The following is a 14,564-nucleotide window of genomic DNA, read 5'->3' as shown; positions in this document are numbered from 1 at the left end:
AACAAAAATTGAGAGGATGTATTCATTATGGCAAAAGTACTTTATCACAACGATATTCAAGAAGAGGTTTTAAAATCAAAAAAAATCGCAATCATTGGCTATGGCTCACAAGGCCACGCACATGCGCTGAACTTAAAAGAAAGTGGCTTTGATGTTGTTGTTGGTCTTCGTAAAGGTAAATCATGGGATAAGGCTGTTGAAGATGGTGTAGAAGTTAAATCTGTTGCAGATGCTACGAAAGCGTCTGACGTGGTAATGGTTTTATTACCAGATGAATATCAACCTACTATATATAAAGAAAGTATTGAACCACACTTAGAAGCTGGAAATGCTCTAGTTTTTGCACATGGTTTTAATGTTCATTTTAACCAAGTTGTACCACCAGCAGATGTTGATGTATTCTTAGTTGCACCAAAAGGTCCTGGACACCTTGTTCGTCGTACATTTGAAGAAGGTGCTGGTGTTCCTGCACTTTACGGTATCTATCAAGATTATACTGGTAAAGCAACTGAAACAGCATTAGCATATGCAAAAGGTATAGGCGCAGGACGTGCCGGCATTTTACAAACTTCTTTCCAAGAGGAAACAGAAACAGATCTATTCGGTGAGCAAGCTGTTTTATGTGGTGGTGTTACTAGTCTAGTAAAAGCAGGTTTTGAAACACTTACAGAAGCTGGTTATCAACCAGAAGTTGCTTACTTTGAATGTTTGCATGAGTTGAAGTTAATCGTTGACCTAATGTATGAAGGTGGACTTGAGGGTATGCGTTACTCTATTTCTGATACAGCACAATGGGGCGATTATGTTTCTGGACCACGTGTTGTTAATGAAGAAACAAAAGCTCGCATGAAAGATGTATTAACAGACATTCAAACTGGTGTATTTGCGAAAGGCTGGATCTTGGAAAACCAAGTTAATCGTCCACAATTTAATGCAATAACTGCTAGTGAAAGCAAACATCAAATTGAAAAGGTAGGGAAAGAACTTCGAGCATTAATGCCATTTGTTAATCAAAAGGCAAAAGCTAAGAAGGAAGTGGTCTCGAATGACTCGAATTAAAATTTTTGATACAACACTTCGGGATGGTGAACAATCCCCTGGAGTGAATTTGAATAAATTAGAAAAACTTGAAATTGCCAAACAACTAGAACGCTTAGGTGTTGATGTGATGGAAGCAGGTTTCCCTGCTTCCTCACAAGGTGATTTTGAAGCAGTAAAAAAAATTGCTGAAACAGTAGAAACGGTAACTGTTACAGCACTAGCACGCGCATACAAATCAGATATTGATCGTGCATGGGAAGCAATTAAAGATGCAAAGAAGCCAAGAATTCATGTTTTTATTGCCACCTCCCCTATCCACATGGAATATAAATTAAAAAAAACACAGGAAGAAGTCTCTGAAATAGCAGTAGAAATGGTGCGCTATGCTAAAGAAAAATGTGAAGATGTTGAATGGTCTGCAGAAGATGCTTCTCGATCTGATTTACCTTTTCTGGCATCCATTATTGAAAAGGTGATTGATGCAGGTGCAACTGTCATTAATCTACCCGATACTGTTGGCTACACGACACCGAAAGAGTATGGCGTAATGTTTCGTTATATCAAAGACAACGTCCCCAACATTGAAAAAGTAGATTTATCTTGTCATTGTCATGATGATCTTGGTATGGCGATCGCAAATTCAATTGCAGCGATGCAAAACGGTGCAACACAAATCGAAGGCACCATTAATGGAATTGGCGAACGTGCAGGTAATGTAGCCTTAGAAGAGCTAGTTGTTGCATTAAAGATACGCGAAGACTTTTATCCTTATACAACAACTCTAGTGTTAAAAGAAATAAAACGTACGAGTGATCTAATTAGCAAGTTTACTGGAATGGTAGTACCAGGCAACAAAGCAATTGTAGGACGTAATGCATTTGCTCATGAATCTGGTATTCACCAAGATGGTGTTCTAAAAAATGCACAGACTTATGAGATTATCACACCTGAATTAGTCGGTATTCAATCAAATAATTTAGTATTAGGAAAACATTCTGGGCGACATGCCTTTAAGGATAAAGTGGAGCAACTTGACTTCACCCTAACAGAGGAACAAATTACAGAAGCGTTTAAAGCCTTTAAGCTTCTGACAGATCGTAAAAAAGAAGTTACAGATGATGACTTATTTGTTATTTTAACTGATATTCAAGTAGATCTAAGTACACTTAAAAAATATGAACTGCTATCTTTCCAAGTACAATACGGTTCACACAACTTACCAACTGCTACTGTTGCTTTAAACACACCAGATGGTAAAAGGGTGGAAACGGCACGAACTGGTCAAGGTAGTGTAGAAGCTTTATATAATACAATTGAAGCGTTAATTGATGAAAAAATACAACTAACTGATTTTACATTAAGCTCTATTGGTAAAGGAAAAGATGCGTTAGCAGAAGTACATGTGACTATGATCGTAGATACGTATCAATCTTCTATGAGTGGTCGTGGTACTGCACAAGATGTCTTGGAAGCCAGTGCACATGCTTTCTTAAATGCGATAAATCGAATCTTTTTCACTAAAAATCAGTAAATAACAATTGGAAGAAATGTCTAATCAATCGGAGGATAAATTATGGATAAAAATATTGTACTTCTTCCCGGTGATGGAATTGGACCTGAGATTATAGATGCTGCAACAGAGGTACTGCAAGTTGTTGGAAAAAAGTTTGGTCATACCTTTATCTTTGACTCTCAAACAATTGGTGGAAGTGCTATCGATTTATATGGCACTCCTCTACCCGATCAAACAGTTACAGCTTGTAATCAAGCAGATGCTGTTTTATTAGGTGCAGTTGGCGGACCTAAATGGGATCAAAACCCCTCTCACCTTCGCCCTGAACGCGGATTACTTGGCATACGTAAAACACTAGATTTATATGCAAATCTACGTCCGGTTAAAGGGTTTAAGAAACTATTAAGTGCCTCTCCATTAAAAGCAGAGATCATTAAAGACAGTGATCTCTTAATCGTTAGGGAATTAACGGGCGGATTATATTTTGGCACACCTAGCGAACGGTACGATAACGGAAATTCTGTTGTTGATACCCTTCGTTATACACGTAATGAAATGGAACGTATTATTGATAAAGCTTTTCAAAGTGCTCAACTAAGAAAGAAAAAACTAACCTCTGTTGATAAAGCAAATGTTTTAGAGTCTAGTAAACTATGGCGTGAAATTGTTGAGGAGAAAAAAGTTGCCTATCCAGATGTAGCTGTTGAACACGTATTAGTGGATGCAGCAGCCATGAAACTCATTACAAATCCTAGCCAATTTGATGTCATTGTAACAGAGAATATGTTTGGTGACATTTTAAGTGATGAGGCTTCTGTCTTAACCGGTTCTTTAGGGATGCTCCCTTCAGCAAGTTTAGCTGAGAATGGGGTTGGCTTATATGAACCAGCACATGGTTCTGCTCCAGATATAGCTGGTTTAGGTATTGCGAACCCTATCGCAATGTTACTATCTGTTGCAATGATGTTACGCTATTCTTTTTCATTTGAACAGGAAGCAGCAGTAATCGAAGAAGCGATTGAGCAGTGTATCGATAACGGCTATCATACTGCTGATTTACACGTTGAAAATGGGATAAAAGTAAACACAAAAGAGATGACAGAAGCTATCATTGCCGCTATTAATCAAACAGTATAAACCTCATTTTTTTAAATTAAAAGCAAAGGAGTGATTTCTAACATGGGAAAAGCCAAAACAGTTATCGAAAAAATTTGGGATAAACATGTGGTGCATCAGGAAGAAGGTAAACCAGACCTTCTTTATATTGACCTTCACCTTGTCCATGAAGTTACCTCCCCTCAAGCTTTTGAGGGTTTGCGCTTAAAAGGACGCACTGTTCGGCAACCAAATCGTACATTTGCAACGATGGATCATAATGTTCCAACCATTCATCGAAACGTGATTAAGGATGAAATTTCAAAAAAACAAATGGATCAGCTTAAGATCAATTGTGATGAATTTGGTGTTCCTTTAGCTGGTATTAACCATCAACATCAAGGAATTGTTCATGTTATTGGACCTGAATTAGGTTTAACACAACCAGGTAAGACCATTGTATGTGGCGATAGTCACACATCAACTCATGGTGCATTTGGTGCATTGGCATTTGGTATTGGAACAAGTGAAGTCGAACATGTTTTGGCAACACAAACAGTTTGGCAACAAAAACCAAAGACATTAAATGTAAAAATAAACGGAAAACTTGGTGTCGGTATTACAGCAAAGGATTTGATTCTAGCAATCATTGGTAAATTCGGCGTAAAATTCGGAACAGGCTATGTGATTGAATATACGGGTGAGGCAATCCGAAACCTTTCAATGGAAGGCCGCATGACGATATGTAATATGTCAATTGAAGCTGGTGCGCGTGCTGGATTAGTAAGTCCAGATGAGACTACAATTGAATTCCTACGTGGTCGAAAGTATGCCCCACAGGGTGAAGATTTTGAAAAAGCTGCAGCGGAATGGAAACAACTAGCTAGTGATGAAGGTGCAACCTATGATGCCATGGTGGAAATGGATGCAGAAGAGATTGAACCACAAGTAACATGGGGAACAAATCCAAGTATGTGTATTCCAATTAGTGCAAATATACCAAACCCTGAAAATGCCACTTCAGAAAGTGATAAAAATGAAATAAAACATGCTTTAGAATATATGGCACTTGAAGCCGATCAACCTATATCATCTGTTCCAATCCAACATGTATTTATTGGTTCTTGTACAAATTCGCGTCTTGCTGATTTGCAACGAGCAGCGGAAATTGTTGGTGACAAAAAAGTTCACCCAGACGTTCGAGCGATTGTCGTACCAGGATCTCAAACTGTAAAAACACAAGCAGAAGAAATTGGTTTAGACCGGATTTTCATTGATGCAGGATTCCAGTGGCGTGGAGCTGGGTGTAGCATGTGTCTTGCAATGAACGGTGACATCGTACCACCTGGAGAACGTTGTGCTTCAACCTCTAACCGAAACTTTGAAGGGCGCCAAGGTGCTGGTGCGCAAACACACCTTGTCAGTCCAGAAATGGCAGCAGCTGCAGCAATTGAAGGATACTTTGTTGATGTACGTAAAATGGCTGTACCAACGGCCTAACATGTGGTGGATAATATTATAAATTTGGCTATCCACCTCTTAATGATTGAGTGAAAACGTTAAGGAGGGACTACAAATGGAACCTATTCGTACGCATACTGGTCTTGTATATCCATTGAATCGAGCTAACGTCGATACGGATCAAATTATTCCAAAGCAATTTTTAAAGCGTATTTCAAGACAAGGGTTTGGTGAATTCTTATTTTACAATTGGCGCTATGATGAAAAAGATCAGCTCCGCCCTGATTTTTCTTTGAATAAACCAAAATATAAAAATGCTTCCATATTAGTAGCCGGTGACAATTTTGGTTGTGGTTCATCACGAGAACACGCACCATGGGCATTACAAGATTTTGGATTCAAAGTAATTATAGCACCAAGCTTTGCTGATATATTTTATAATAATTGTACCAAAAATGGTATTTTACCCGTTCGCTTGACTGATGAAGAAGCACAACAATTAATTACCAATGCAGAGAGTAAGGAATATAAGCTTACTGTAGATTTGGAATTAAAAAAAGTATATGATAGTGAGGGTTTTGAAGCTAGCTTTGACCTTCCTCAATATCAAAGAGAAATGCTGTTAAACGGCTGGGATGAAATTGCAGTAACGTTAACAAATGCTGACAAAATTGATCAATTTGAAGAAAAACATGTTGTGTATCCTAAAACAATCACTAATTAATAGTTGATAATTAAAAACCTCCCATTTGGAGGTTTTTTTCATGAGGAGCTAATGTTTATGACTATGGATTACTTCCTCAGAGGTGACATCTGTTTTAAAATGATCGTGTTCTTTACAATACTTAACCTCAACTCTAATTTTATTTGTTACATTACATGTTTTCTTTTTTTGTATAAAATGATGCCAAACATTAAATGTATGCGAATAAATTGGTATCTCATGCTCTGATACCTCCTGTACCTCCCAAATATGAAGATCAGACTGTTGATTATCTTCAGACACCTCTTTTGCTTGTGTCATGCTTGGTTGTAGCAGAAATGTCAAAGAGCACATACTTATTAACAAAGCTTTCATTTTGCAATCTCCTTTATCAGTCACTTTTTTATAGTTTGTTTTTTATTTATTAAATTATACAAAAAGTTAACCATAAAAAAAGCAAAGGACCTCATCTGCTTACAGATGGTCCTTTGCTTTCTCTATAATATAAGCCTAGTCATTCAAAAATTTCACACAAACTGCTTCTGGTGCAGTAATTCCTGCTTGTATCATCGTTAACTTGCCAGTTGTTTCTTCACGACGAAATAGAGTTAATGTACCAGTTTTTTGATTCGATGCAACCAAATATCTGTTTGATGGATCTAAAACAAAATCTCGAGGCCAATCCCCTTCTGTTGACTTCGACTCAACTAGAGTCAGTTTATTTGTTGCTTGATCTACTTCATAAGCTGCAATACTGTTATGACCGCGATTAGCCACATAAACAAACTTACCGTCTTTAGTTATATGAATTGCACTACCATCATTAACATCATTATAATCCGATGGAATAGCATTAATATATTGCTTTTCTGTAAAGTGACCATCTTCTGCATGATATTCTAAGACAATTACTTCAGAAGTAAGCTCTGTCATCACGTAAGCATGTTTGCCATCTGGGTGAAAAACCATATGACGTGGGCCACTCCCTGGTTTTGTTTTAAGCGTGTGTACTTTTGTTAGTTCACCGTTGTTAACAGCATATGTGGTCAAACTATCGCTACCTAAATCAATAGTAATGACATATTTTTCATCCGGTGTAAAACCTGCAAAGTGCATGTGTGGTTTTTCTTGTCGCTCATGTGGGCCAGAACCTTCATGTTCAACTACATCAGCAACTAATTTTAACGAACCATCAGTATTGATTAAATAAGACTTAATTTTTTTTGTATGATAATTAGCTGTTACAACATTTGTATTATCATCTGTCACACTTACATGACATGGTGGAGAACCTGCTGACGCTTTACTATTTAATTTTGTTAAATCACCTGTTTCGTCATCAATAGCAAAAGCTGTTACACCTCCATTGTCGCCTTCTTTTGAAACTGCATAAAGAAACTTATTATCTTTCGTAACAGTAAGGTATGTTGGATTATTTAATTTTGCAACAGGAGTAACCTCGGTGATAGATTCATCGTCTAAATCCAATGTGAATTTGTATACTCCTTCACTATCTGCCTTAGTATATGTTCCTACATATCCAGTTAATTTTTTCCCCATAAATGCAGAGCTCCTTTATGTATCGTTTTGTTTATTATAACAAAACACTATATAAATCGCTATTTATACAATTGGAAAGCGAGTAGACGATTTCGCCTACTCGCTTTAGTATTACATTTTATTGTTTGTTGGGTTCATTGCATTGGTCATTTGTTTCATTGCTTTGTTACCTCCACCGTTACGGCGCATGCTGTAATAAGTGGCAGCACCTACTCCAATTGACGCAAGCATCGGAAGCATCATACCTCTATTTTTTTGCATATGTTTTCACCCCCTGCTTATACTTTTTACTAATTGTCCAGAAATACAACCTGTAAATTTTGTAAAGCAGGATGACATTTTCATTTATGTCTATAGTAGCAATTAAAAATTATTCTTATACCATTCTTTAGCTGCTTCTACTTCTGAAGCGGATAATTGATGCCCTTGATTCTCCCAGTGAAGAGTTACTTCTGCACCGTTTGATTCTAAAGTAGCAGCTAATTCTTTTGATTCAGCTTCGGTGCATAATGGATCATTATGACCTGCTCCAATAAATACGTTCACATCATTTAATTCTGGTAAGGTAATGCCACGTCTTGGAACCATTGGATGATGCAATATAGCACCCTTTATTGCTTGCTTATGATGAAATAACAAACTTCCTGCAATATTAGCACCATTAGAATAACCAATCGCAACAATATTTGATTGATCAAATTGATACTTTTTTGAAGATTCTTCTAAAAATTCATGTAGCGCATTAGTTTGCTTTACTAAATCCTCTTCATCAAAAACTCCTTCTGCCAATCGTTTAAAGAAACGGTTCAGACCATTTTCAGAGATATTACCTCGCACACTTAAAACGTTTGCTTCAGGATCAATTCTTTCCGCTAAAGGCAAGAGATCTTCTTCTGTTCCCCCTGTTCCATGCAATAAAAGTAAGGTTGGTTTGGTATTATCTCCCTTTTTAAATAGATGTTTCATTTTATGATTACCTCCGAATTAATTTTAATTTGAATTCAAGATAATTATAAGAAACAATTTAGCCAATAGCAAATGAAACAAATTAACAGGAAGACTTATTATTTTTCATTCAATAGTTCTATAAAACCATCTTTACTTAGTTCACTCATTTTTTTATTGCTATAACGTGCTTGATTATATAATTTATCTAAATGTTCCTGTTTCTCTTTGGAAATAGCCTGCTGCAAATCGATTCGGGATAAACATTCATGAGCAGTTTCACTTTTTTTAAAGGTGTAACCATTTCGCCGTGCTTTTATGATTAATTTACGATACAAAAGACGTATCTGATCTACAGCTGAAAGCTCCTCCCATCTTTTCTCTCGTGAAAAGGTCCTTTTCACGAGAGTCTTTGTTTGATTAAGCACTTTCTTACGCCAATTAGATAGATCAAATAGCGTTTCTTTTTCATCATTATATGTTTCACTACTATCAGCTACAGGGCTTTTCTTTCCAAAAAACGTGATCAACTTATGGATAATTTGAAATATTTGTTGCATAATATAACGAAAATGCTTGGAAATTTTATATAAGAAGAAGCCAATACCAATTATCAAGAATATAAAAGCTATAACTGTTGCAACCATCTCTAGAATCTCTACATAAATTGATGGTTCTATTATTTCTTGTACAGAGTTAATTGGCTTTTCTTCAGGTCCTTGTTCAAGCGGTTCTTCTATTGGCGAACCATCACTTATTAATTTAAGCAATGCACTTATTACAAAACTTAGTAATGATTTAATCGTGCCAAATTGTGTTAACAAAAAAATAGCGCCTAACGTTACAACTACATATAATCGATTTTGTTTTTGAATTACTTTATTAACTGCGTTTTTTGGCTTTTTTGCTAAAGTCGCCTGCTGAAGATGATCCGCGTTAGATACGAATAGTAAGATTACAAGAAATATCAAACCACTCGCCGTAATAAACGTATTATATTCTGCTAATGATTCAATATATTTAAATAAAAAGTACCCTATAAAATAGAATGAAACTCCAAAAGACCATTGAAAATGAATTGGCAGTAATAATTGCCGTTCTATATAGCTGTATTGAATCCCACGAAATGCTGCAATACCACCAATTAGAAATAAAGCTACACCACTTATAATTGTCGAATAGAATAGCCACGTAACAATTACAGCACATAATAAACTAAACCCAATATGTATCCAACGTTTTTTTGTTCCGCTTATGCGCCCAAAACATAAACCTAGTACATACAAAAGAAAAACTGTCACTAACCACTCTATTTCTAGTGGCGATGGCACAAATAAAGCAGTTAATAAAAGGATAACAGGAAACAATGTAAGGTATTCTTTTACTACATGCCAACTTATAAGTAAGAAAAATTTCATACTTTTTCCCCTTTCTCTTGTTCCCCTTCTTCTGAGTTCATCCACATTATGTCTACTGCATTACCTTGTCGTTTAAGTCTCTCAATCTGTTGTTTCATTTGGACTGTAACTCTTGAAGTGATAATTAAAAAATCAGTTTGATTAACTTGATTATCTACTATTTCCTCCAATAAATGATGGAAGTTCCCACTGCGTTTATTTGTTAATTGTGCCATTATTTCCAATAGCTCATAAAAATGTGCTTCGCCATTTTCAATTGGTACATGTACAGAAGGTTTAATTTGCAAATTTTTATCTTTTTCAAGTATTGCATTTGCAGAAAAACCGGTTTCGATTCCTCTTTTAATTGCATAATGAGCCGTAGAAGCAGCATATGTAATCGACTGCTCTAATAGATCTTCATTTTGAATTGGTAGCCAAACATCATCTGATTGATCAACATTTAAGAGAATCATTAAACGGTTATCTGCAGTATAATCATGTAAATTTACTTGCAATTGATTTGTACGCGCTGATGCCTTCCAATTAATTGAATGTATCGGATCGGAAGTATGATAATTTCGTGTTCCAACCTTCATAAACGGATCATCCATAATCCATCGTTTTACAGATTGTTCCCCTAGAAAGCTGTGAGCTGGTAGCGGTAGTTCATGCAAATCAAGTAAGTTGGGATATACTGTCAATACCGCGCTTGTTTCGAATTGTTTAAATTGTCCACCAAAACCAAATAGGTCTCCAATCGATAAAGAAACTGATTGTAACGGATAAATTCCGCGCTTTAGACAGGTTACCTCATGTCTTCGTGTTATCTTTTGATATGGAAGGAAACTGAACAACGTCCGATGGAATTGTAAATTATCTGAAACGTCATCATCAAGTTGCTTTAATAGTAAATTTTTATTTATTTTTGATTCTAAACGAACCCAAGGTAAAGGTAGTGCTTTTTTATTTGCAATTTCATCAATCATTTTAACTTTTTGACCGGCAAAGACTTCTCGTTTATTAAAGCTCCTCTGGTACGTTATTCCATGCAACCCCCATTTACGAAAAACTACGCTTTGCACAAAAATAAATAGTAACGTTACGATAATAAACCAAGCAATATTCATATGTTATTGTAGCCTTTCCGATAATACAGCTTCAGTAGGTACAGTAACAGTGTTTAGTAGATCATTAATAACTGTATCTGCCCCATTATTCACTCTACTCGCCATTGGTTTTAATACCAACCGGTGAGATAAAACAGAAGCAGCCATCGCCTTCACATCGTCAGGTTGGACATAGTCTCTGCCATTTATTGCTGCATATGCCTGAATTGCACGTAACAAAGCTTGTGAACCACGTGGGCTAACACCAATTAAAACATCTTTATGGTTACGTGATTCTTCAACAATACCGACAACATATGCCAATAGTTCTTCACTAACATAAACAGCTGTAAAAACATCCTGAGCTTTTATAAGCAATCCTTTATCTATTACAGCATCTAAGTTCGTTAAGGGATTAGTTTGTTTAAATCTTCTTAATATCTCGATTCCCTCTTCTGTACTTGGATAACCCATTTTTATTTTCAAGAAAAAGCGATCCAATTGTGCTTCTGGCAATGGAAATGTCCCTTGACTTTCTATTGGATTCTGTGTCGCTATTACCATAAATGGTTGTTCCAATTGACGAGTTGTACCATCAATTGTTACTTGTCTTTCTTCCATACTTTCTAACAGACTAGATTGGGTTCTTGGTGTGGCTCTGTTTATTTCATCTGCAAGTAAAATATTCGTGAATACAGGCCCTGGTTGAAATTCAAACTCACCTGTTTGTGTGCGATAGATTGATAGACCGGTTACATCTGAAGGCAATAAATCAGGGGTAAATTGAACACGATTAAATGAACAGGATAAGGAAGTAGCTAACGATTTTGCCAGCAATGTTTTTCCAGTACCTGGAACGTCTTCTAATAAGACATGACCTGATGCAATTAAAGCGACTAATAATTGATCTACTACTTCTGACTTCCCAACGATTACGTTATTTACATTGCTTTTTAACTCTGCTGCCATTGTTTGAATTGCACTTATTTCCATTTAAAAAACCTCCACTATAGTTTGATCACGCTTACATTATTTGATAAAAAACTAGTAATAGGAGTAAATAACCGCTTTATTAACTAGTTTTTTTAAATAATAGTTTTATCTTAATAGAAATCGGGAATAATATGTGTGAAATAGTTTTTATGTAACCTTTTCACTAAATAACGATGATAAACCACCATAACAAGAGTGCAACAACTACAATTGTACCCATAATGGTACTCTTAATTGTATAACTAAGCTTGTTTGGTATAAAGGTTAATGCTAGAAAACTTACTAAAATTGCAACAAATACAAATAATAACACATACAAAAATATACCTAATAAGTTATCAACTGGTAATGTCATTGATTCAAGTACAAGATCCAAATTATCCACCTCTTTAACAGTTACTGTCTTCTTATGATTTACTATAAATTAGTACAAAACATATTATAACATTTTTTTTTAACAAACAGCTACAACGTATATAAAATTATCAAATCAACTTAATTAACAGAAAGTGGGCGATGAGATGCAAAAATTAACGGATAATGGATTAGTGGAAGCTTATCTTGTAGCAATTCGAATGCAATTAGAATCCGAGTTTGTTATGTTGTTATTGGATGAAATCGAATCTCGCAAAATCACAATAAAACCATGTGTTATGAGTTAGTTGATCATTTGATTTAATACGTATGATTGTTATCCATATCACAACTTCTTATTATAATTAATAAAAAAAAGCTAATCATTATATTAAGTGATTAGCTTTTTTTAGTGTTATGAATATAGATTCTGTCTTTCTTTATTTTCTTCATTTAAAAAATTGAAAAAAGTTTGGAGACTCATCTTCGACTGCTCTTTTACTAGTTTCACATAAGCCTTTTTCTTCTCATCAGCTATGATACGACTAGTTTTAATGCGTTCAATCATATGCTCTTTTCCTATTTGGTGAATTCTTTTGTTCATATGCTTTGATTCCTTGTACAAGGCCAAACCAATCGCTGTCATCAATGCGTAAATTCCTGTAACCATATCAAGGCTCCAAGTATTCTGTATAAATAAAATAAGTAAGTTTATTCCACCTACTAGCATTAGTGGGAAAGCAAACATCACATATTTTGAATTCTTCTTCATTAAAGGTTGAATTTGTTCAGTAATTTTTTCCATCTCTTTCTTTATAAAAGGAGGCATATTATTAAATAATAAAGGATTCATTTTTAACACCCTCTCCATCAATTTAAATTTAACCTAAAGATAATCCTACTAAAACGAAGGATTACCTTAAATCAATTATATAATGATACCTATTACGGGTCAATTTATATGAATTTATACATATAAAAAAGCTAATCACTATGATTAACCTTTTTACTTAGTTCGTTATAAGATTTTTTCTAAAAAGTCTGCTGCACGATTCGTTTTTGGAGCAGTAAAAAAACTATTTGGCTCCCCTTCTTCCACAAGAACGCCATGATCCAAAAACAACACACGATCTGCAACTTCTCTCGCAAATCCCATTTCATGTGTTACAACTGCCATGGTCATTCCTGAGTGCGCTAAATCTTTCATAACATCAAGCACTTCTTTTACCATCTCTGGATCAAGCGCTGAAGTTGGTTCGTCAAATAACATTAAATCAGGTTCCATTGCTAACGCACGCGCTATCGCAACACGCTGCTTTTGGCCACCAGAAAGACTGCTTGGATAAGCTGTTTCTTTTTCCGTTAATCCCACTTTAGCAAGAAGTCCTCTTGCCTTTTCTTCTGCTTGATCTTTCGATAAGTGCTTCACTTTCATTGGTGCATATGTTAAATTATCCAACACATTTAAATGAGGAAATAGATGAAAGTGTTGAAAAACCATGCCAATTTTTTCACGCACTTTCAAAATATTTGTTTTAGGATCTGTTAAGTTTTCTTCATCAACTAAAATTGTACCCTCTGTTGGTTTTTCTAATAGATTAATACAACGTAAAAAAGTTGATTTACCTGAACCAGAAGGTCCTATAATAGAGACAACTTCTCCCTTTTTAATTTCAGTAGATATATTTGATAAAACTTCATTTTCACCAAATTTTTTTGTTAAATTCTCAACCTTAATCACTCAATCTCAACCTCCGTTCTACAAGCTTTCCTAAAATCGTAAGACCCATTACCATTAACCAGTATAACAAACCAACAAAAAGTAATGGTTCAAAATTACGATATAAATCTGCGCCTACTACTTGTGCACGGCGCATCAAATCTAAGTAACTAATTGTAGATACTAATGCAGATTCTTTTGTTAACGTAATGAACTCATTCATTAAAGCAGGTAAAATATTCTTTAAAGCCTGCGGTAAAATAACATCTATCATCATCTGACGATATGGCACACCTAATGCCTGCGCTGCTTCTGTTTGCCCTTTATCCACTGCTTGAATACCAGCACGAATGATCTCTGACACATAAGCAGAGGAGTTTAATCCAAATGCTAATACAGCCGACAGAAATGGTTGAATGTCATAACCAGTAAGTTGTGGTATAGCAAAGTAAATAATCATTAGCTGCAATATTAATGGTGTCCCACGGAAAATCGATGTATATGCATCAGCAAACCATCTCAGAGGGCGAATGCTGCCAATCTTGAATAATGCTAAAACAGTACCTAATATAAAACCAAATATAATAGCGACAAATACAAATTGTAAAGTTACCCATATTCCTTCTAACATAAAAGGAATATAAGGCACGATTTGGCTAAAATCCAAATTCAT

At 35.4% G+C, this 14,564-nt stretch carries 17 protein-coding genes; 6 read left to right on the top strand and 11 right to left on the bottom strand.

Going from position 1 to position 14,564, the window contains the following annotated elements:
* Nucleotides 1-27: 27 nt before the first annotated feature.
* From ilvC to leuD, 5 genes are all read left to right on the top strand, one after another.
* Nucleotides 28-1,059: a ketol-acid reductoisomerase gene (ilvC, locus tag D2K40_RS03025; protein WP_117152857.1), complete on the top strand. Its 1,032-nt coding sequence runs from the start codon at nt 28-30 to the stop codon at nt 1,057-1,059.
* Nucleotides 1,046-2,572 carry a 2-isopropylmalate synthase gene (locus tag D2K40_RS03020; protein WP_117152855.1) on the top strand — a complete coding sequence of 509 codons (1,527 nt, stop codon included), beginning with the start codon at nt 1,046-1,048 and terminating at the stop codon, nt 2,570-2,572. Before ilvC ends, D2K40_RS03020 begins: the two co-directional genes overlap by 14 nt.
* Before the next feature lie 42 nt (nt 2,573-2,614).
* Complete coding sequence (gene leuB / locus D2K40_RS03015; RefSeq protein WP_117152853.1) at nt 2,615-3,691, top strand: 3-isopropylmalate dehydrogenase; 1,077 nt, start codon at nt 2,615-2,617, stop codon at nt 3,689-3,691.
* Nucleotides 3,692-3,733: 42 nt separating this feature from the next.
* Nucleotides 3,734-5,149: a 3-isopropylmalate dehydratase large subunit gene (gene leuC, locus D2K40_RS03010; protein ID WP_117152851.1), complete on the top strand. Its 1,416-nt coding sequence runs from the start codon at nt 3,734-3,736 to the stop codon at nt 5,147-5,149.
* 76 nt (nt 5,150-5,225) lie between these two features.
* A complete protein-coding gene (gene leuD, locus D2K40_RS03005; protein WP_117152850.1) occupies nt 5,226-5,834 on the top strand; it encodes a 3-isopropylmalate dehydratase small subunit in 609 nt (202 codons plus the stop codon).
* Nucleotides 5,835-5,882: 48 nt separating this feature from the next.
* On the opposite strand, the gene D2K40_RS03000 is transcribed toward leuD, so the two are convergent.
* The 8 genes from D2K40_RS03000 to D2K40_RS02970 form a co-directional block, all read right to left on the bottom strand.
* Nucleotides 5,883-6,188 carry a hypothetical protein gene (locus D2K40_RS03000; RefSeq protein ID WP_117152848.1) on the bottom strand — a complete coding sequence of 102 codons (306 nt, stop codon included), beginning with the start codon at nt 6,186-6,188 and terminating at the stop codon, nt 5,883-5,885.
* Nucleotides 6,189-6,323: 135 nt separating this feature from the next.
* Nucleotides 6,324-7,373, bottom strand: coding sequence for a lactonase family protein (locus D2K40_RS02995; protein WP_117152847.1), 1,050 nt, complete (start codon nt 7,371-7,373; stop codon nt 6,324-6,326).
* Between the two features lie 111 nt (nt 7,374-7,484).
* Nucleotides 7,485-7,634, bottom strand: a complete 150-nt coding sequence (locus tag D2K40_RS16330; protein WP_162879122.1) for a hypothetical protein — start codon at nt 7,632-7,634, stop codon at nt 7,485-7,487.
* 102 nt (nt 7,635-7,736) lie between these two features.
* Nucleotides 7,737-8,339, bottom strand: a complete 603-nt coding sequence (locus D2K40_RS02990) for an alpha/beta hydrolase (protein ID WP_117152845.1) — start codon at nt 8,337-8,339, stop codon at nt 7,737-7,739.
* Nucleotides 8,340-8,437: 98 nt separating this feature from the next.
* On the bottom strand, nt 8,438-9,736 hold the full coding sequence (locus tag D2K40_RS02985; protein ID WP_117152844.1) for an APC family permease: 1,299 nt from the start codon (nt 9,734-9,736) through the stop codon (nt 8,438-8,440).
* On the bottom strand, nt 9,733-10,845 hold the full coding sequence (locus tag D2K40_RS02980) for a DUF58 domain-containing protein (RefSeq protein WP_117152842.1): 1,113 nt from the start codon (nt 10,843-10,845) through the stop codon (nt 9,733-9,735). The genes D2K40_RS02985 and D2K40_RS02980 overlap by 4 nt, the downstream gene beginning before the upstream one ends.
* A 3-nt stretch (nt 10,846-10,848) precedes the next feature.
* On the bottom strand, nt 10,849-11,817 hold the full coding sequence (locus D2K40_RS02975) for an AAA family ATPase (RefSeq protein ID WP_117152840.1): 969 nt from the start codon (nt 11,815-11,817) through the stop codon (nt 10,849-10,851).
* 163 nt (nt 11,818-11,980) lie between these two features.
* Nucleotides 11,981-12,193, bottom strand: coding sequence for a hypothetical protein (locus D2K40_RS02970; RefSeq protein ID WP_117152838.1), 213 nt, complete (start codon nt 12,191-12,193; stop codon nt 11,981-11,983).
* Between the two features lie 145 nt (nt 12,194-12,338).
* On the opposite strand from D2K40_RS02970, the gene sda reads away from it, so the two are divergent.
* On the top strand, nt 12,339-12,479 hold the full coding sequence (gene sda, locus D2K40_RS02965) for a sporulation histidine kinase inhibitor Sda (RefSeq protein ID WP_117152836.1): 141 nt from the start codon (nt 12,339-12,341) through the stop codon (nt 12,477-12,479).
* A gap of 107 nt (nt 12,480-12,586) precedes the next feature.
* Here the strand turns inward: sda and D2K40_RS02960 are convergent, their stop codons facing one another.
* The 3 genes from D2K40_RS02960 to D2K40_RS02950 all read right to left on the bottom strand — a co-directional run bounded on the left by D2K40_RS02960 (nt 12,587) and on the right by D2K40_RS02950 (nt 14,564).
* Entirely contained in the window at nt 12,587-13,024 is a 438-nt protein-coding gene (locus D2K40_RS02960; protein ID WP_117152834.1) for a DUF5392 family protein, read from the bottom strand.
* A 165-nt stretch (nt 13,025-13,189) separates the two neighbouring features.
* Complete coding sequence (locus tag D2K40_RS02955; protein ID WP_117152833.1) at nt 13,190-13,912, bottom strand: amino acid ABC transporter ATP-binding protein; 723 nt, start codon at nt 13,910-13,912, stop codon at nt 13,190-13,192.
* A complete protein-coding gene (locus D2K40_RS02950) occupies nt 13,905-14,564 on the bottom strand; it encodes an amino acid ABC transporter permease (RefSeq protein ID WP_117152831.1) in 660 nt (219 codons plus the stop codon). The genes D2K40_RS02955 and D2K40_RS02950 overlap by 8 nt, the downstream gene beginning before the upstream one ends.

The organism is Paraliobacillus quinghaiensis (genome assembly GCF_003426025.1).
In the GTDB taxonomy this organism is placed as follows: Bacteria; Bacillota; Bacilli; order Bacillales; family Amphibacillaceae; genus Paraliobacillus_A; species Paraliobacillus_A quinghaiensis.
Note: the sequence above shows the minus strand (reverse complement) of the source record. Positions and strands in the feature narration are given on the sequence as shown.